This window comes from Amycolatopsis sp. NPDC051128, assembly GCF_040682715.1.
In the GTDB taxonomy this organism is placed as follows: domain Bacteria; phylum Actinomycetota; class Actinomycetes; order Mycobacteriales; family Pseudonocardiaceae; genus Amycolatopsis.
The window spans coordinates 14,611-32,355 of the sequence record NZ_JBFBBN010000067.1 but is presented as its reverse complement, the minus strand read 5'-3'; the positions used below and the strand labels follow the sequence as shown (position 1 = coordinate 32,355).

The window sequence follows — 17,745 nt, the reverse complement described above, 5'->3', positions numbered from 1 at the left end:
CTCAGCGTGGCTCGAGGGGCAGCGCCCGCCCCAGGATCGCGAACGGCCGCGGGTCGCCGGCGAAGTAGTAGTCGCGCAGGACGTCGACGAACCCGGTGCGCCGGTACAGCTTCCACGCCCGGCTGGTGCCCTCGGGTGTCGACAGCAGCACGTTCGCGCTCGGCACGCCCTCGAGCAGGCCGCGCAGCAGGTCCTCGCCGATCTGGTGGCCCTGGTTCTCCGGCCGGACGTGGATCTCGGTCAGCTCGAAGTAGTCCGACAGCCAGCGGTCGGCCTCGGCGGCCCCGGACCGGCGGCTCAGGCCGTGCCGCACCTGCTCGTGCCACCACTGGCCGGCCCGGCCGCGGTAGCCGTAGGCCAGGCCGAGCAGGACGCCGTCGGCGTCGAGCGCGGCCATGCAGCGCCAGCCCTCGCGAAGCGCGTGGGTGAGCCACATCGGCGCGCGCTGTTCGGCGGTGCCCGCCGGGTACCGCATCGCCCGGACGTAGATGTCGAGCGCGTCGGGCAGGCGGGCGCGGAACTCGTCCGCGGAGAGCTGGACGTAGCGGGAGCAGCCGGCGGGCATCGCGGTCACGGCTGTCCATCTTCCTCGGCGCCGGCGAGCGCGCCCGGGGTGCCCCCGGTCAAGGCCACCAGCCCGGCGAAGGTGGTGGGGAAGACGGCTTTCGGGTGCCCGGCGGCGGCCCACACGACGTCGTGCGCGCGCAGCGCGGTGTCGACGAGGGTGGGCAGCCGCTCCGGGTGCCCGACCGGGGCGACGCCGCCGATCGGCTGCCCGGTGTGCGCCCGCACGAAGTCGGCGTCCGCCTTCCCGACCTCGGCGACGCCGGCCAGCTCGGCGAGCGTTTCCGGGTCCGCGCGGTGCGCGCCGGAGGTCAGCGCGAGCAGCGCCGACGCGTTTTTGTCGGACCCCAGGCGGAAGATGAGGCTGTTGGCGATGGCCCCCACGGGCACGCCGAGCGCTTCGGCCGCCTGCGCGGCGGTCCGGACCTCGGCGGGCAGCACGCGGATGCCTTCGGCGGCGGCCGCCTGCCCGGCTTCGGCCAGCGCGGCTGCCACCTTGGCGACGGCGGGGTGGTCCAGCGAACTCATGAACCTATGAGATCACGCCACCCACCTGGTGTCCCGCACCACGTCCGGGGATTCCGCCGCTGGGGTTGAGCGGACACCGGGTGCGGGGTTACTCTGGAAATTGTTCGAACAGGCGTTCGACATCTGGTGAGCGCGCACCGGTCAGGTGCCCGGTACCGGGACGGGGGAAGCGTCTCGGCACCGGGCCCCCGATCGGGCTCACCCCGCGCAGGAGGAGGGTCGTCATGTCCGTCAAGGTCGTGTCCCCCACGGATTCCGGGCAGCCGCAGCTGCCCCTGTCGCTGCGCTCGCCGGTCATCCCGGCGGAGGCTGAGCGGTCGGCGTCGCCGCGTATGCCCGCCGCTGGTGCGGAAGGTGGGCAGCCGCAGCTGCCCTTGTCGCGGCGGTCGCCGGTTGCCTCGGCGGAGGTTGAGCGGCCGGCGTCGCCGCGTCCGTCCGCCGTTGATGCGGAAGGTGGGCAGTCGCAGCTCCCCATGTCCCTGCGCTCGGCGGAGGCTGAGCGGCCGGTGTCGCCGCGCTTGCCCGCCGCTAGTGGGGAAGCTGACCAGCCGCAGCTCCCGATGTCCCTGCGCTTGCCGGTTGCCTCGGCGGAGGTTGAGCGGCCGGTGTCGCCGCGCTTGCCCGCCGCTGGTGCGGAAGATGGGCACCCGCAGCTGCCTCTGTCGCTGCGCTCGCCGGAAGCCGGGCGGCCCGCGTCGCCGCGCCCGTCCGTCGCCGGTGCGGAGGGTGAGCAGCCGCGTCCGCCCGCCACGCCGACGGCCGGCGTCGATGCCGGGCAGCTTCAGGCGCCGATGCCGATGCCGGCGCGCTCCTCCGCCGCGGATTCCGGGCAGCCCCGGTTGCCGATGCCGGTGCGTTCGCCCGTCGTGGATCATCGGCAGTCTCAGCTGCCCCTGTCCTCGCGGCCGGCCACCGTTGAACGCGGGCAGCCCCCGGTGCCGATGCCGCGTCCCCCCGTCGTCGACCACCAGCAGTCCCAGCTCTCCATGCCCCTGCGCCCGCCTGCCCCGCCGGTGGCGGCCGGCCTGCTCGCGCAGGCGCGGCGCGGGCTCGCCGAGGCCGAGCGGGAGACCGATCCCGCGGAGCGGTTCATCGGCGCCTACCTCGCGGCGCTGCGCGGCGCCGCCGCCGTGCTCGCCGCCCGTGGCCGTCCGCACCGGGGCCGCGCGCGCCCGGCCAGCACGTGGGTCCTGCTCGACTCCGTCGCTCCCGAGCTGCGGGAGTGGTCCGTCTTCTTCGAGAGCAACTCGGCCGCGCGAGCCGCCGCGCAAGCCGGGATCACCGGCAAGGTCACCGCGGAGTCGGCCGCGCAGCTGGTCCGCGCCGCCACGCCGTTCCTGGAGCTGGTCCGCCGCCTGGTGCACGGCCTGCCGATCACCGGGGAAGCCCATGTCGCGTGAGCACGGCCCGGTCGACCAGGGCAGGCTGCTCACGGCGTTGGGGAGCGAAGGCCGGGTGCTGGCCGAGGCGGTGCGCGCCGGGCCGGTCGAAGCGCCGGTGCCCGCCTGCCCGGGCTGGTCGCTCGGCGAGGTGGCCCGGCACGTCGGGAGCCTCTACCGGATGGTCCGGCGCCGGCTGGCCGATGGCCGGAATCCCGAGGACTGGCAGCGCGACCCCGAACCGGGCCAGAGCCTGCCGGAGTTCCTGGTGACGGGCCTGGCCGAGCTGCTCGACGAGCTGGCCGCGCACGACCCGGAGGAGCGCGCCGACACCTGGTGGCCGGCCGACCCGACGTACGGGTTCTGGCGGCGGCGGATGCTGCACGAGACGATGGTCCACCGGGTCGACGTCGAACAGGCGGCGGGCGCGGACACGCGCGGGGTGCCCGAAGACCTCGCGATCGACGGCATCGACGAGGCGCTGACCCTGTGGTTCGGGCGGAAGCTTCCGATGCTCGGGCTGACCGGCACGAAAGCGGGCTCGGTCGGCGTGCGGGCCGGCGCGCACAGCTGGATCGCGCGGGCCGGACCCGAGATCACGGAGGCCTGGCGCTGTTCGGACGAGGAGGCCGAGGCCGCGGACGACGTCGTCTCGGCCGAACCCGGGCGGCTCTACCTGTGGCTCTGGGGCCGGGCGTCCCTGACCTCGGTGACCGTGCGAGGAGTGCACGACCAGGCGGCCCAGCTCTGGGCGCTGCTGCGGCTCGCGACCCGATGACCCGGCCGGTGGGGAAGCCGAACCGGAACTGTCGGGGGTGGCGGTTAGTCTGCGGCGCATGGACACGCGCCTGGTGAACCTGGTGATCGACGCGGCGCGGCCGAGGGTCCTGGCGGACTTCTGGGTCGCGCTGCTCGGCTGGCACGTCGCCGAGGAGGCGCCGGACGGGGTCGACGTGCGCGCCCCGGAGGACGACGGCTGGGACCTGGCCCTGGTGTTCGTCCCAGTACCCGGACCCAAGGAAGTGAAGAACCGGATCCACCTGGACCTGGCGAGCACGACGCTCGAGCACCAGGCCGAGCTGGTGGAGCGCGCCTTGGCGCTGGGCGGCCGCCGGGTCGACCTCGGGCAGGGCGCGGTGCCGTGGGTCGTCCTGGCGGATCCCGAGGGCAACGAGTTCTGCGTCCTCGAGCCGCGTGAGCGGTACAAGGAGTCGGGCGCGGTGGCGTCGATCGTGGTCGACGCCCACGGCCCGGAGCGCCTGGCGGCCTTCTGGGCGGAGGTCGCGGGCCGGCCGGTCGAGGCCCGGGAGGGCGACGTCCTGGTGGGGCTGCGCGCGCCATCGGGCCGCGGGCCGTGGCTGGAGTTCCTCCGCAACGACGACGTCAAGCGGGTCAAGAACCGGGTGCACCTGGACATCGCACTCCCGGCGGGCGCCGACCAGGCGACGGCGGTGTCGGAGGTCCTGTCGGCCGGGGCGGCCCCGGCGGATCTCGGCGGTCCGCCCCTGCCGTGGCGGGTGCTGGCGGACCCGGAAGGCAACGAGTTCTGCGTGCTGACGCCGCGCTGATCTTCCGGGGCGCGGTTCACCCGTGTTTCGCCCGGGTTGCCCGGCCGCATCGAACGCTGACCTGCGCGAAACACCGGCGTCCTGGGGCGGCAACAACCGCGCGGGACCGTGGAAGGCATGGAGACCTCCAGAGCGTTGCCCCAGCCGGGCCGGACGACCGCCGTCGAGGAGCCCGCCGCTCCGTCCGCGTGGCGGGTGCGGATCCGGATGCACGACCACCCGGGCACCCTCGCCCGCATCGCCATCCGGCTCGCCGACCTCGAGTGCAACATCCTCGGCCTGTCCGTGCTGCCGGTGCCCGGCGGGGTGCTCGACGAGATCGTGCTGCGCCCCGCGATCGGCCTGCCCCGGCAGCACCTGGTCGACGCCATCCGCGACGAGGGCTGCGAATGCACCGCGATCATCGACGCCGACGTCCACGAGCTGGTCGACCCGTCCTCGTCGACGCTGCTCGCGGCCCGCCGCGCGGTCGACGACCCGGCTCGCCTCGCCGAGGTGCTGAAGGACGTCCTGGCGGCCGACGTCGTCACGCTCGTCCCCGCCGCCGAGGCCAACCCGGCCCGCACCGAGAGCGGGCACCGGGCGGTGTTCGAGCTGGGCGCCGGCAGCGCCTTGGTGGCGCGCCGTCAGTGGGCGCCGTTCGTGGAGCTTGAGCTGACGCGCGCCGGTGCGCTGGTGACGCTGCTGACCGCGGCGAGCCGGAACGTCGCCGGGCCGGTCGTGCTCGACCGTCCGGACGGCGCCGCGATCGTCCTGCGCAGGGGCATCCCCGGCGACGCCGACGCGGTGTCCGAACTGCACCGCCGCTGCTCGATGGCCACGCTCTTCCGGCGTTACCAAACGGGCGTGCGGTCGGTGCCGCGCCGCTGGCTGCACCGGCTGCTGGTGCCCCCGCGCGGCACGAGCGTGCTCGCCGTGTTCGGCCGTGAGGTGATCGGACTGGCGCAGCTCATCCCGCAGGTCACCGGGGGCGCCGAGATCTCACTCCTCGTGGAGGACGACTGGCAGCGCCAGGGCATCGGCACGGCGCTGCTCGCCCGGCTCGCGGTGCTCGCCGAGGCCCAGGGAATCACGGAGCTGTCGGCGGACTGCCCAGCGGGCGACGACGTGCTGCCCCGCACGGCGGCCCGCGCCGGCCTGCGCACGGAACGCGGCACCGAGGACGGCGCCAAGCTGCGGCTGTTCCTGCCGGCTTGAGCCGGTACTTCCGGATCGCGGCGCGAAGCTGTGGCTGTCGGTCGGCTTGAGGCTGGTTCGAGGCTTCCTGAACGGCGCAAGCCGCGGCTGTTCCTGCTCGCCTGAGCCGGTTCAGCGTTTCCAGAACCAGTCTTTGTCCCGCGCTTCCCGCAGGGCGGACTTCTTGCGTTCGGCGGTGAGCCGGTCGAGGTAGAGAACGCCGTCGAGGTGGTCGGTCTCGTGCTGGAGGCACTGCGCCAGCACGTCCTCGCCTTCGACCTCGATCGGTTCGTTGTGCACGTCGACGCCCCGGACCTTCGCGTGCTTCGCCCGCTTGGTGGGGAACCACAGCTCCGGCACGGACAGGCAGCCCTCGTTGATCTCGTGCGTCTCTTCGGACAGCTCGACGATCTCGGGGTTGATCACGTACCCGGTCAGCCCGGCGACGTCGTAGCTGAAGACGCGAAGCCCGACCCCGATCTGCGGCGCGGCCAGCCCAGCCCGCCCCTCCGGTTTGACGGAGTCGAGCAGATCCCGCACCAGCGCTTCGAGCTTCTCGTCGAACACGGTGACGGGATCGCAGACGGACTTGAGGATCGGATCCCCGAAATAGCGCAGTGCGCGCATCGCCATGAGCAGAACATCCTTCGTGCGGTGTCGGACTGGCAGCTTAGGGCAGCACGGAATGGAGCCGTCCGGGGAATCGGCGACTCGATGGCCAAGCCAAGCCAGGCCAGGCTCGGGCGTGCCGGTGCGGCCACGGAGCTTGCCCGGGAGGCGGGACCGCGACCGGCGCGAGCCGGCCGGGCGAACTCCCAGGTCCGTCGCGTTCCTCAAGCCCGGAGGCGCAAGCCCGACGGCGTCGCCCGGAAACCGGCCTCCCGGAGGACCTCCGCCAGTTCCGAGGTCAGTGCCTGCTCGCCGTCCGCGCGTTGAACCGCCAGCTGGCCCAGCCAACCCTCCCGGACCGCTGCCGACAAGGCCTGGGCCGCCTCCGACAGGGGTTGCCGTTCCTCCGTGAAGCTCAGCAGGGACCTGCCTCCCCGCTCGACGTACATCGCCGGGACCCCGTCCACCAGCACCGCCAGTGCGCCCGCTTTGCGCGCGGGGCGGTGCTTCGTGTCGCCCGTCGCCGCCGGCCAGGGGAGGGCCGCGCCGTACGGCTGGGCCGGGTCCGCCGCGGCCAGCACCACCGCGCGGCCGGGCGCCGGGCGGCCCGGACCGGACAGCGCGCGCAGCCGGTCCACCGCGCCCTTCGCCGCGAACTGGGCGGCGCCGAGCCCCTCCACGACGTAGCCGCGGATCACCTGGCCGGTGTCCTCCATGCCGCGGAGCACCTTGTAGATCCCGGAAAACCCGCCGGTGACGCGCTCGGTGTCGAGCGCGCCGCGGGTCAGCACGCCGTGCCGCTCGAGGAACGCTTCCGTCCGCGCGTGAGCCCGGCGGGTCGCGTCGGTCTCGCGGGCCGGGGTCAGCGCCCACCGGCCGGCGACCGTCGGCGGCCCGGACCTTGACGGCATCTGCGGCCGCCCCGCCCGCAGCCGCGCATACCGGCCGCGGGGCGCCTGCCGCCGGGGCTTGTGCGCCCCGTGCCCGGCGACCTGGGCCCGCAGCGGTCCCAGCGTGTCGCCCGTGACCAGCCCGGCCCACACCAGGTCCCACAGCGCGGCCACGACTTCGGCGTCGCTCGGCGCCTTGTCCACCAGCACGGTCGCCCGGTCCACCAGCTGCCGGAAGAACAGCGCGCCACCCTCCAAAGTGGACGCGATCGCGTCGTGCAGCGGGCCCGTCGGGATGTCCTCGACGACCTCCGGCAGCAAGAGGTCGGCGACGTCCGTGGGGGCGAGGGCGATCCAGCCGTCCCCGCCGGACAGCGCGCCGCAGCCCGCCCACGTGACCTCGCCCGCGGTCGTCAGCTCGTCCAGCAGCGCGGGGGAGTAGCCCGGCAGCCGTCCGGGCAGGATCAGCGACTCCACCGCGCTCGCCGGCAGCGGCGCCCCGGCCAGTTGCTCGACCACCGACAGCACGTCGTCCGCCGTCGGCGCCGCCCGGACGCGCCCGCCGAACCCGTGCCACGCGGGCAGGAACCGGCCCAGCGCCGCCGGTTCGACCGGCTCCACCTCGGCTCGCAGCTTCGCCAGCGACGCCCGCCGTAGCCGCCGAAGGACCGCGGAGTCGCAGTATTCGATCCCGACACCGTGCGTGTCCGGATGCCCGACCGGGCTCAGCTCGCCCCGGACCAGCCGGCCTTCGCCGGTCATCCGGTCGAGGACCCCGGTGACGACCGCCGTGCCGAGCCCGAACCGCGCGGCCGCGTCCGCCGCGGCGAACGGGCCCCGGCTCCGGGCGTAGCGCGACAGCAGGTCGCCGAGCGGGTCCGCGACCGGTTCGGTGAACGCCTCGGGCACACCCACCGGCAGCGCCGTGCCCAGCGCGTCGCGCACCCGGCCCGCGTCCTCGATCGCCAGGAACCGTTCGGTACCCCCGATCCGGACCCGGATCGCCCGCCGCGCCGCCGCCAGCTCGGTGAGCCACTCCGCCTGGATCCCGCGCTCGGCGGCTTCCTCGACGGTCAGGTCGCCGAGGAACCGCAGCAGGTCGGCGGCGTCCTCGGCCGAGCGCGCGTGCCGGTCGGGATCGAGCCGCTGCAGCGATCGTTCGACCTCGGTGACGGCCTCGGGGTCGAGCAGCTCCCGGATCGCCTCGGTGCCCAGGAGCTCGGCCAGCAGCGCCGAATCCAGCGACAGCGCCGCCGCCCGCCGTTCGGCCAGTGGCGCGTCGGTCTCGTAGAGGAACATCCCGACGTAGCCGAAGAGCAAGCTGCGCGCGAACGGCGACGGGGCCGGCGTCTCAACCTCCACCAGCCGGACCTTGCGGGCCCGGACGTCGGCCATCAGCTCACGCAGCCCGCCCACGTCGTAGACGTCCTGCAGGACCTCCCGCATCGCTTCCAGCACGACCGGGAACCGTTCGTACTTCGCCGCGACCGACAGCAGCTGCGACGCGCGTTGCCGTTGCTGCCACAGCGGGGTGCGGCGCCGCGGGTCCCGGCGCGGCAGCAGCAGCGACCGCGCCGCGCACTCGCGGAACCGCGCCGCGAACACGGCCGAGCCGCCGACCTCGGCGACGATCAGCTGCTCGACCTCTTCGGGGTCGAGCAGGATGTCGTCGGCGCCGATGGTCACGTCGCCGCCCTCGGCGTCCAGCGCGTCCGGCAGGCGCAGCACGATGCCGTCGTCGGAGTGCGCGATCTGCGCGTCGACGCCGCGGTTCTCGCGCAGCCGCGCCGCGATCGCCAGTGCCCACGGCGCGTTCACCTGCGCGCCGAACGGCGAGTGCACGACGATCCGCCAGTCGCCCAGCTCGTCGCGGTAGCGCTCCAGCAGGATCGTCCGGTCGTTCGGCACGTGCCGGGTGGCGGCCTTCTGCTCGGCCAGGTAAGTGAGGAGGTTGTCGCACGCCCGCTCGTCGAGCCCCGCCGCCTCGGCCCGCTCGCGTGCCTTCTTTTCGTCCGATGTGGACAGTTCGCGGACGAACTTCCCCAGCGCCCGGCCGAGTTCCAGCGGACGGCCCGGCGCGTCACCCTTCCAGAACGGCATCCGCGCCGGTTCGCCCGGCGCGGGCACCACGATGACCCGGTCGTGCGTGATGTCGGTGATCCGCCACGACGACGTGCCCAGCAGGATGGTGTCGCCGACGCGCGACTCGTACACCATCTCCTCGTCGAACTCGCCGACGCGTTGCCCCGAAGCACGCTTTCCCGCTGAGGGGCCATCGACACTGCCGGGTTTGCCGTCCCCGCCCGGGGTCATCACGGTGAACAGCCCGCGGTCCGGGATGGTGCCGCCCGAGGTCACCGCCAGCCGCTGCGAACCCGGCCGCCCGCGCAGCTCGCCGCTGATCCGGTCCCAGGTGATCCGCGCGCGCAGCTCGCCGAATTCCTCGCTCGGGTACCGGCCCGCGAGCATGTCGAGCACGGCGTGCAGCGCGTCGTCCGGCAGGGAGGCGAACGGCGCCGCCCGCCGCACCAGCGACGCGAGGTCCGGCACCGTCCACGGTTCGAGTGCCACCATCGCGACGACGTGCTGGGCCAGGACGTCCAGCGGGTTGCGCGGGTAGCGCACCGCTTCGATGGCCCCGCTCGCCATCCGTTCCGCGACCACCGCGCAGGAGACGAGGTCACCGCGGAACTTCGGGAACATCACCCCCGACGACACCGCGCCGACCTGGTGCCCGGCCCGGCCGACGCGCTGCAGCCCGGACGCCACCGTCGGCGGCGCCTCGATCTGCACCACCAGGTCGACCGCGCCCATGTCGATGCCCAGCTCCAGCGACGACGTCGCCACCACGCACGGCAGCTGCCCGGACTTGAGCGACTCCTCGACGTGCGTGCGCTGCTCCCGCGACATCGACCCGTGGTGCGCCCTGGCGATCACCGGCGGCGCGCCGGTGCTCACGCCGGACTGCCCGACGGCTTCCGCCGGGAACGCGTCGGCCGGGGTGAGTTCCGTCTGCTCGGCGGCCAGTTCGTTGAGCCGCGCGGTGAGCCGCTCGGTGAGCCGGCGGGAGTTGGCGAACACGATCGTCGACCGGTGCGCGCGGATCAGGCTCAGCACTCGTTCCTCGACCGCCGGCCAGATCGACGGCCGCTGCACGGGGTTGCCGGCCATCTCCTCCAGCGTGCCCAGCCCGCCCGGCGCGATGCCCCCGGGCGGGAACGCCTCGGTCAGCGACTCCAACGACTCCGGCGAGTCCGGCGACTCCGGCGACTCCAGCGCGTCGAGCGGGCTCGGTGCCGGGCCGCCGCGTGGCGCGTCGAGGTTGCCCATGTCCTCGACCGGGACCTCGACGCGGACCTCGATGGTCTTCGCCAGTTTCGGCTGGACCACCCGCACCGGACGGCCGCCCGCCAGGAACGCGCTGACCTCGTCGATCGGGCGGACCGTCGCCGACAGGCCGATCCGCTGCGCCGGCTTCGGCAGCAGCGAGTCCAGTCGCTCCAGCGACAGCGCGAGGTGCGCGCCGCGCTTGCCGCCCGCCACGGCGTGGACCTCGTCGACGATCACCGTCTCGACCCCGCGCAGCGACTCCCGCGCCGAGGACGTGAGGATCAGGAACAGCGACTCCGGGGTGGTCACCAGCACGTCCGGCGGGGTCTTGCCGAACGTGCGGCGCTCGGCCGCGGTGGTGTCGCCGGTGCGCATGCCCACCTCGATCTCCGGCACCGGCAGCCCGAGCCGCCGGGCGGCCTGCGAGATCCCGGCGAGCGGGGCGCGCAGGTTCCGCTGGACGTCGACGGCGAGGGCCTTCAGCGGGGAGACGTAGAGGATCCGGCAGCGCTTGGTGGCTTCCGCCGGCGGCGGCTCCACCGAGAGCCGGTCCAGCGCCCAGAGGAACGCCGACAGCGTCTTGCCGGACCCGGTGGGCGCCACGACCAGGGCGTGCTCGCCCGCGTGCGCGGCCCGCCAAGCCCCTTCCTGCGCCGCGGTGGGCGCGGCGAAGGCTCCCGCGAACCAGTCCCGGGTCGCGGGGGAGAAGAGGTCGAGCACGTCAGTGGCCACGTCGTCCATCATGCGCGGCACCACCGACAGTTTCCGGCGAGCCGGCCAGGATCACGCTCTGGGCGAACTGCGGATAGGTGACGTCGACGTTCGGTTCGTCGGTGATCAATCGGTACTCGCGGTCGAGCGGGGTCCAGTAGGGAAAAGGGGCCTGGCCCAGCTTGGAATGGTCGGCCAGCACGTACGCCTCGGTGCCCGCGCGGAGCATCGCGTGCTTGACCACCGACTGCTCCAGTGACGGACAGCACAGCCCCCGTCCGGGCACCAGGCCGTCCGCGCCCAGAAACACCCGGTCGGGTGAGATGTGCCGCAGTTGCGCCAGCACGCTCTCGCCGAGGATCGCCTCGCCGGGGTGCCGCAGCCGGCCGCCCAGCACGATCAGGTCGATCCCGGCGAAGCCGGCGAGCTCGCGGATCGCGGTGACGCCGTTGGTGACCACGGTCAGCCCCTCGCGGTGGGCGAGGTGGCGGGCGAGCCTGCCGGTGGTCGTGCCGGCGTCGAGCAGCACGACCTCGCCGTCCCGCACGAGCGTGGCGGCTTCCCGGGCGATGGCGTCCTTCGCCGCCGCGTGCTCGCGGTCCTTCTCGAGCGGACTGCGTTCGGTGTCGAGCGCGCCGCCGTAGGTGCGGACGACGTGCCCGGCCCCGGCGAGCGACGCGAGGTCGCGCCGGATCGTCGACTCCGAGACGCCGAATTCCTCGGCCAGCTCCGCGATGCCGCCCGCGCCGTCGCGGACGGCTTCGAGCAGCATCGCGCGCCGGTCACGGGTTCCTGGTCGAGGCTGGGACATGCGCCGAGTCTTCCAAGTCGTCGATGAGGGCCGGTTTCAGCCCGAAGAACGCCAGGCCGGCGGCCACGGCGAGGAACGCGGCCAGCACGACGAACCCGGTGGTCGCGCCGCCGGTGACATCGATGAGCCAGCCGACCAGGTAGGGCCCCTTCGCGCCGGCGGACAACGGGAAGTCGTCGCCGATGTAGGGCAGGATCACCGCGACGTTCGTGCGGTCGAGGTAGGCCAGCATGTACATGACCACCGCGACCGGGATGACGTACGCCCACCGCTTGCGGGGCACCCCGGCCGTCATCGGCCCGGTGGGTAGCTGGCGGGCAGCTTCCGCGCGTACGGCGCGAGTGTCGCCGCGGCCTTGAACGCCGCGCGCATCGTGCCGTGCGACGCCCGGCCGGTGCCGGCGATGTCGAACGCCGTGCCGTGGTCGACCGACGTGCGCAGGATCGGCAGGCCGACCGTCACCGAGACCGTGCCGTCGAAGTCGTACGTCTTCGCCGCGATGTGCCCCTGGTCGTGGTAGAGCGAGAGCACCCCGTCGAACCGGCCCTGGATCCCTTGGTGGAACACCGAATCCGCGGGGATCGGGCCGACCACGTCGAGCCCGGCCGCCCGCGCGGCGGCGACCGCGGGGGCGATCGCGACGATCTCCTCGTCGCCGAACTTGCCGTTCTCCCCGCCGTGCGGGTTCAGCGCCGCCACCGCCAGTCTCGGTTTCTCCGTGCCGAACACCTCCAGCGCGGTGTAGGCCTCGCGGATCGCGTGCTCGATGTTCTCCCGGGTGATCCGGTCGAGCGCCTCGCGCAGGGAAACGTGCCGCGTGGCGAAGAAGATCTTCAGCCCGGAAACCCAGAACATCGTGTTGAACCGGGTCGATCCGGTGAGCTCGCCGAGCATCTCGGTGTGCCCGAGGTGCCGCGAGCCGGCCGCCCAGATCGCCTCCTTGTTGATCGGCGCGGTCACGACCGCGTCGACCTCGCCGGCCATCGCCAGCCGGGTGGCCACCTCGATCGCGCCCACGGCGGCGGCCCCCGCGGTCGCGTTGACTTCGCCCCACGGCAGGTCTTCCCGGACGACGCCGAGGTTGAGGACGTCGACCACACCCGTGGTGAAGCGCGCGTCGGCGACCGTGGCGACTGGGTTGATTTCCACGTGCAGCCCCAGGTGCCGGGCGACGCGCTCGAGCACGATCGCGTCACCGACGGCGATCCCGCGCGCCAGTTGCAGCGCCTCCGGCTCGAGCAACGTCTTCAGGGTGATCTCCGGGCCGATGCCCACGGGGTCGCCGAGGGTGACGGCGAGGATCGGGAGGTCGCTCAAGGGTTCTTCCTTCCGGTGGCCAGGACGTGGTTCAGGTGCCAGGCAGGCGGCTGTGACAACCGAGGCTTCGCCTCGGGCAGGGGCTTCAGCACTTCGGCGGCGATGTCGCCGCCGGTGGCGTAGAGCCCGCCGATCCGGTGCGTGCCGAGCACCAGCCGGGGCCGGTTCCCCGAGCGCCGGTGGGATTCGCGCGGCGACGGCGGGACCGATGGGCGTGCCGGGGTGGGCGCGCGGGTCCGGATGCCGGCCATGCGGTGCTCTGCTGACCGCTCGATGGCGCGGCGGACCGCCTGCTCGGCGTGTGACGGCGAGGCGTGCCGGGTACCCGGATTGATCACGAGAGCGTCGATCTCCTTTGCGCGATCTGAGCAATTCGGTTGACCGAACTGCGCAACTATCGTGCCTCGTGATCGGCCGCCGCGTCAAGGAGCAGTGACTTTCCCGGGTCCGCACGCACGGTGACCGCGCGCATGGCAGCATCACCGCGAGCGCCGTCAAGGCGCGTTTTCGTGAAGGGGAGTGCTGTGCGGATCCTGTCGGTGGACCTCGGGACGTCCAACACCGTCGCCGTGCTTTCGGCGCACGGAAGGCCGCCCCGGGTCGTCGAAGTGGACGGCTCGGCCAACATGCCGTCGGCGGTGTTCGCCACCGAAGAGGGCACGATCATGGTCGGCCGCGACGCCGAGCGCCGCGCCCGCCTCGACCCGACGCGCTTCGAGCCCAACCCCAAGCGCCGCATCGACGAGCAGACCCTGCTGCTCGGCACCGACGTCGTCCCGGTGACCGAAGCGCTCGCCGCCATCCTGCGCCGGGTGCTCGAAGAGACCTCCCGCCAGCTCGGCGGCGAACAGCCCGACGAGGTCCGGCTGACCCACCCCGCGCAGTGGGGCCAGCCCCGCCGCAACGTCCTGATGTCCGCCGCCCGGCTCGCCGGGATGGGCCCGAACATCCTGCTGGTGCCCGAACCGGTCGCCGCGGCGGCGCATTTCGCCTCGTTCCCCGGCAAGGCGCTGGCCCCCGGCCAGGCGCTGGCGGTCTACGACCTCGGCGCGGGCACCTTCGACGTCGCCGTCGTCGGCGCCACGCAGAACGGGTTCACCGTGCTCGCCGAGGACGGCCTGCCCGACCTCGGCGGCCTCGACGTCGACCAGGCGCTGATGGTGCACGTCGGGCGCGAGGTCTCGCACTCCGACCCGCAGCGCTGGCAGGGGCTGCTGCGGCCCGAGTCGACCGCCGACCGGCGCACCCGGCGCGCGCTGCAGGAGGACGTCAAGGCGGCCAAGGAGGCGCTGTCGCGGCACCCGCAGACCGAGGTGCCGATGCCCGAGCCGTTCAAGGACGTCCTCGTCACCCGCGGCGAGCTGGAAGCGCTGGTCCGGCCGGCGATGCTGCGCAGCGTCGAACTGCTGTCGCGGACGCTGCGGTCCTCCGGGCTGACCCCGGACCGGCTGGCCGGCATCTACCTCGTGGGCGGGTCGAGCCGGCTGCCGCTGGTCGGCACGATGATCGCGGAGAAGCTCGGTGTCGTGCCGGGCAGCCTCGACCAGCCGGAGACCGCGGTCGCGCTCGGCGCCCAGCACGTGGCGCGGGACGGGCTGGCCGTGCGGACCCAGAACGTCGACGGGGCCATGGCCGCGACCGGCACCGCGCCGCACCGCTCGCAGTACGCGCCGCCGCCGGGCTACCAGCGGCCGTCGAACTTCCCGCCCAGCGGCCCGCAGCGGGTGCAGACGCCCGCGCCGTCGAACTTCCCGGCGTACTCGCCCGCGCCGGAGCAGGCCGCGCCGAAGCCGGGCGGGAAGAAGAAGCTGTTCATCGGGATCGCGGCCGCGGTCGTCGTGGTGCTCGCGGCGGGGCTGACCTTCGCCCTCACGTCGTCGTCCTCGGCGACCACCTACACCGCGGACCAGTGCAGGACGCCGGGGCAGGCGGACGACAAGGGCTTCACGGGCTGCCTGCGCCAGCTCGCCGGGAAGATCGCGGACACCGGCGACTGCAAACCGGGCATGGGCAACGGCCCGGCGGCGCCGGCACAGCGCATCGGGGTGTCGTCGACCTGCTCCGCCCCGGGCCGGGCGGGCACGCAGGTGACCTACGTCCACGGCGACGACGCCGCCACGCTCAAGCAGTACACCGACGGCCTGCTCGCCTCGGCGGGCGGCGACCGCACCGAGGCCGACTGGGGCGGCAACGGGCTCAAGGGGCACTACTCCTCGGCCGCGGGCAAGGCGTCGGCGGTGCTCGTGTTCACGGTGGCGGACCGGCCCCTGGCCGGGTTCATCTACCAGCTGAATTCGAGTGACCAGGCCCAGACGACGACGCCGGGCACGCTGGCCGACTACTTCGAGCAGAGCGTCCAGCCCGGCGAGTGACGCCGGCCCCGCGGTGCGCCGGGTGGGCCACGACCGGCGTCGCGGTGGCCGGCCGGCGGCGACCGGCCGGTGCGTCTCGACGGCGGCTGAACCTCGATGGCGCGAACGGGCCGTTCGTGCCCGCCGCGACCGCCCGGATAGCATGGGTCCGATGCGAATCACGGTTTTCCGGCGGCTGATGGCCGACGAGTTCGGCCCCGGGCGGGCTCAGGTGCTGGCCAGGGATCACGTGCTCAGCGCGCTCGGGGGGCGCACCGTCGACCAGGCGCTGACCGCCGGAATTCCGGTGAAGGAGATCTGGCGCGAGGTCTGCGACGCCTTCGACGTCCCGGCGGAACGCCGCTGACCTGGGCGGATCCGGACGACGCCGGCCCGGGCGGGCGAAAATCCTAGCGCAAAGGTGTGTCGCTCCCGACCTCGAACAGGTGTTCGTCTAGGGTGTTGTCCACATCGGGTCCAGCGATCCACAGATTGGGCGCCGCGCCTGGAATTGTCGGTCCCCGCCGCTAGCGTCGGACCGGACAGCTGAAGAACCGACACAGAGCCCTCGACGGGGCTCAGACCAGCGAGGTGGACTTCCATGCCTGCAGCAGCACCCGACAAGGACAAGGCGCTCGAACTGGCCCTTGCGCAGATCGACAAGCAGTACGGCAAGGGCTCGGTGATGCGCCTCGGCGAAGAAGGCCGCGCGCCCATCGCCGTGATCCCCACCGGTGCCATCGCCCTCGACGTCGCGCTCGGCATCGGCGGGCTGCCCCGCGGCCGGGTCATCGAGGTCTACGGCCCGGAGTCCTCCGGTAAGACCACGGTCGCCCTGCACGCGGTGGCGAACGCGCAGCGCAACGGCGGCATCGCGGCGTTCATCGACGCGGAGCACGCGCTGGACCCCGACTACGCCAAGAAGCTCGGCGTGGACACCGACGCGCTGCTCGTCTCCCAGCCGGACACCGGTGAGCAGGCGTTGGAGATCGCGGACATGCTGATCCGCTCCGGCGCGCTCGACATCCTGGTCATCGACTCCGTGGCCGCGCTCGTGCCGCGCGCCGAGATCGAGGGCGAGATGGGCGACTCGCACGTCGGCCTCCAGGCCCGCCTGATGAGCCAGGCGCTGCGCAAGATAACCGGCGCGATGAACAACTCCGGCACCACCGCGATCTTCATCAACCAGCTGCGCGAGAAGATCGGCGTCATGTTCGGCTCCCCGGAGACCACGACCGGTGGCAAGGCGCTGAAGTTCTACGCCTCGATCCGGCTCGACGTGCGCCGCATCGAGACGCTCAAGGACGGCGGCGAGCCGGTCGGCAACCGCACCCGCGTCAAGGTCGTGAAGAACAAGATGGCCCCGCCCTTCAAGCAGGCCGAGTTCGACATCCTGTACGGCCACGGCATCTCCCGCGAGGGTTCGCTCATCGACATGGGTGTCGACCAGGCGATCCTGCGCAAGTCCGGCGCCTGGTACACCTACGAGGGCGACCAGCTCGGCCAGGGCAAGGAGAACGCGCGGAAGTTCCTGCGCGACAACCCGGACATCGCCAACGAGATCGAGAAGCGCATCAAGGAGAAGCTCGGCATCGGCCCGCAGCTCGACGCCGAAGCCGCCGAGGCCGTTCCGGCGCCGGTCGACTTCTGATCGGGAGGGGTTCGGGCTGCGGGATTGGGTGAGGTGTGCTCGCGGAGTGCGCTCGCCTTGATCCCTCCGCCGTGTCCTCCGGGGGGCGAACCCCCGGACCCCCGCCAGGGGGCAAGCCCCCCTGGACCCCCGGTGTGGTCGCGTTTCGACGTGACGTGCGGTTCTGGATGCCAGGAGAACGAGGAGTAGTCGAGGTGGCGAGGGCGCCGAAGATCCCGCCGGCGGAGCTGCCTCCCGAGGAGCGGTACAAGAAGGCCAAGGAGATCTGCTACGACCTCCTGGCCGTGCGTGCGCGCACTCAGGAGGAGCTCCGGCAGGCGTTGCACCGCAAGGGCTTCGACGAGGAGACCAGCGAAACCCTGCTCGGCAAGCTCGACCGGGCGGGGCTGGTCAACGACGCGGAGTTCGCGGAACTGTGGGTGAAGTCCCGGCACACGAACCAGGGCCTGTCCCGCACCGCGCTCGCGGCCGAGCTGCGGCGCAAGGGCGTCGACGACGAGGTCGCGGCGCAGGCGGTGGAAGAGGTCGACCGGGAGTCCGAGGAGCAGATGGCCAGGGAACTGGTCCGCAAGCGGCTCGGGTCCCTCGGCAACGTCGACGAGCAGACGGCGTTGCGGCGGCTGCTCGGCTTCCTGGCCCGCAAGGGCTACCCGCAGGGATTGGCGTACACGGTGATCAAGGAGGAACTCCGCGAGTACGGCGCGGAGTCCACCCTCCTCGACGACGCCTACATCGACTGACGCGGCGGCCGGCCCGGCCGGACCATCGCGTCTTCTCGCCGAGCGGTCCCGACAGGCCAAAGGGCGGGGTGACGCGGTCGGGCAGGCACGGAATCCGGCGGTCGCCGACCAGCCGCCCGG

General features: G+C 73.3%; 16 protein-coding genes. 8 read left to right on the top strand and 8 right to left on the bottom strand.

The window, feature by feature from the left end; all coding sequences use genetic code 11:
* Position 1: 1 nt before the first annotated feature.
* Both AB0M82_RS41405 and AB0M82_RS41400 read right to left on the bottom strand, forming a co-directional pair.
* Positions 2–574, bottom strand: coding sequence for a GNAT family N-acetyltransferase (locus AB0M82_RS41405; protein ID WP_364734485.1), 573 nt, complete (start codon positions 572–574; stop codon positions 2–4).
* On the bottom strand, positions 571–1,092 hold the full coding sequence (locus AB0M82_RS41400; RefSeq protein WP_364734483.1) for a YbaK/EbsC family protein: 522 nt from the start codon (positions 1,090–1,092) through the stop codon (positions 571–573). The genes AB0M82_RS41405 and AB0M82_RS41400 overlap by 4 nt, the downstream gene beginning before the upstream one ends.
* A gap of 941 nt (positions 1,093–2,033) precedes the next feature.
* Here AB0M82_RS41400 and AB0M82_RS41395 point away from each other — a divergent pair.
* From AB0M82_RS41395 to AB0M82_RS41380, 4 genes are all read left to right on the top strand, one after another.
* A complete protein-coding gene (locus AB0M82_RS41395) occupies positions 2,034–2,492 on the top strand; it encodes an SAV_6107 family HEPN domain-containing protein (protein ID WP_364734481.1) in 459 nt (152 codons plus the stop codon).
* A complete protein-coding gene (locus AB0M82_RS41390; protein ID WP_364734479.1) occupies positions 2,482–3,249 on the top strand; it encodes a maleylpyruvate isomerase family mycothiol-dependent enzyme in 768 nt (255 codons plus the stop codon). Before AB0M82_RS41395 ends, AB0M82_RS41390 begins: the two co-directional genes overlap by 11 nt.
* A gap of 58 nt (positions 3,250–3,307) precedes the next feature.
* Complete coding sequence (locus AB0M82_RS41385) at positions 3,308–4,039, top strand: VOC family protein (protein WP_364734478.1); 732 nt, start codon at positions 3,308–3,310, stop codon at positions 4,037–4,039.
* A gap of 135 nt (positions 4,040–4,174) precedes the next feature.
* Positions 4,175–5,236, top strand: coding sequence for a GNAT family N-acetyltransferase (locus AB0M82_RS41380; protein WP_364734523.1), 1,062 nt, complete (start codon positions 4,175–4,177; stop codon positions 5,234–5,236).
* A gap of 111 nt (positions 5,237–5,347) precedes the next feature.
* On the opposite strand, the gene def is transcribed toward AB0M82_RS41380, so the two are convergent.
* From def to AB0M82_RS41350, 6 genes are all read right to left on the bottom strand, one after another.
* Entirely contained in the window at positions 5,348–5,848 is a 501-nt protein-coding gene (def, locus tag AB0M82_RS41375) for a peptide deformylase (protein ID WP_364734477.1), read from the bottom strand.
* 200 nt (positions 5,849–6,048) lie between these two features.
* A complete protein-coding gene (locus AB0M82_RS41370) occupies positions 6,049–10,788 on the bottom strand; it encodes a DEAD/DEAH box helicase (protein ID WP_364734475.1) in 4,740 nt (1,579 codons plus the stop codon).
* Positions 10,766–11,566 carry a DeoR/GlpR family DNA-binding transcription regulator gene (locus tag AB0M82_RS41365; protein WP_364734473.1) on the bottom strand — a complete coding sequence of 267 codons (801 nt, stop codon included), beginning with the start codon at positions 11,564–11,566 and terminating at the stop codon, positions 10,766–10,768. Before AB0M82_RS41365 ends, AB0M82_RS41370 begins: the two co-directional genes overlap by 23 nt.
* Positions 11,538–11,861, bottom strand: coding sequence for a hypothetical protein (locus tag AB0M82_RS41360; protein WP_364734471.1), 324 nt, complete (start codon positions 11,859–11,861; stop codon positions 11,538–11,540). Before AB0M82_RS41360 ends, AB0M82_RS41365 begins: the two co-directional genes overlap by 29 nt.
* Positions 11,858–12,883 carry a 4-hydroxythreonine-4-phosphate dehydrogenase PdxA gene (pdxA, locus tag AB0M82_RS41355; RefSeq protein WP_364734469.1) on the bottom strand — a complete coding sequence of 342 codons (1,026 nt, stop codon included), beginning with the start codon at positions 12,881–12,883 and terminating at the stop codon, positions 11,858–11,860. Before pdxA ends, AB0M82_RS41360 begins: the two co-directional genes overlap by 4 nt.
* Positions 12,880–13,221, bottom strand: coding sequence for a hypothetical protein (locus AB0M82_RS41350; RefSeq protein ID WP_364734467.1), 342 nt, complete (start codon positions 13,219–13,221; stop codon positions 12,880–12,882). Before AB0M82_RS41350 ends, pdxA begins: the two co-directional genes overlap by 4 nt.
* A gap of 186 nt (positions 13,222–13,407) precedes the next feature.
* Between AB0M82_RS41350 and AB0M82_RS41345 the strand changes: the two genes are divergently transcribed.
* From AB0M82_RS41345 to AB0M82_RS41330, 4 genes are all read left to right on the top strand, one after another.
* Positions 13,408–15,255: an Hsp70 family protein gene (locus AB0M82_RS41345; protein ID WP_364734521.1), complete on the top strand. Its 1,848-nt coding sequence runs from the start codon at positions 13,408–13,410 to the stop codon at positions 15,253–15,255.
* Between the two features lie 151 nt (positions 15,256–15,406).
* Positions 15,407–15,601 (top strand): DUF3046 domain-containing protein, encoded by a 195-nt coding sequence (locus AB0M82_RS41340; RefSeq protein ID WP_364565332.1) that lies wholly within the window; start codon positions 15,407–15,409, stop codon positions 15,599–15,601.
* A 234-nt stretch (positions 15,602–15,835) separates the two neighbouring features.
* Complete coding sequence (gene recA, locus AB0M82_RS41335) at positions 15,836–16,885, top strand: recombinase RecA (protein WP_364734465.1); 1,050 nt, start codon at positions 15,836–15,838, stop codon at positions 16,883–16,885.
* 212 nt (positions 16,886–17,097) lie between these two features.
* Positions 17,098–17,625, top strand: coding sequence for a regulatory protein RecX (locus AB0M82_RS41330; protein WP_364734519.1), 528 nt, complete (start codon positions 17,098–17,100; stop codon positions 17,623–17,625).
* Positions 17,626–17,745 lie beyond the last annotated feature (120 nt).

Coding starts and splice junctions, on each gene's coding strand:
- AB0M82_RS41390 (WP_364734479.1), top strand. CDS start 2,482: ATGTCGCGTGAGCACGGCCCGGTCGACCAGGGCAGGCTGCTCACGGCG.
- AB0M82_RS41360 (WP_364734471.1), bottom strand. CDS start 11,861: ATGACGGCCGGGGTGCCCCGCAAGCGGTGGGCGTACGTCATCCCGGTC.
- AB0M82_RS41395 (WP_364734481.1), top strand. CDS start 2,034: ATGCCGCGTCCCCCCGTCGTCGACCACCAGCAGTCCCAGCTCTCCATG.
- def (WP_364734477.1), bottom strand. CDS start 5,848: ATGGCGATGCGCGCACTGCGCTATTTCGGGGATCCGATCCTCAAGTCC.
- AB0M82_RS41385 (WP_364734478.1), top strand. CDS start 3,308: ATGGACACGCGCCTGGTGAACCTGGTGATCGACGCGGCGCGGCCGAGG.
- AB0M82_RS41365 (WP_364734473.1), bottom strand. CDS start 11,566: ATGTCCCAGCCTCGACCAGGAACCCGTGACCGGCGCGCGATGCTGCTC.
- recA (WP_364734465.1), top strand. CDS start 15,836: ATGCCTGCAGCAGCACCCGACAAGGACAAGGCGCTCGAACTGGCCCTT.
- AB0M82_RS41340 (WP_364565332.1), top strand. CDS start 15,407: ATGCGAATCACGGTTTTCCGGCGGCTGATGGCCGACGAGTTCGGCCCC.
- AB0M82_RS41370 (WP_364734475.1), bottom strand. CDS start 10,788: ATGATGGACGACGTGGCCACTGACGTGCTCGACCTCTTCTCCCCCGCG.
- AB0M82_RS41400 (WP_364734483.1), bottom strand. CDS start 1,092: ATGAGTTCGCTGGACCACCCCGCCGTCGCCAAGGTGGCAGCCGCGCTG.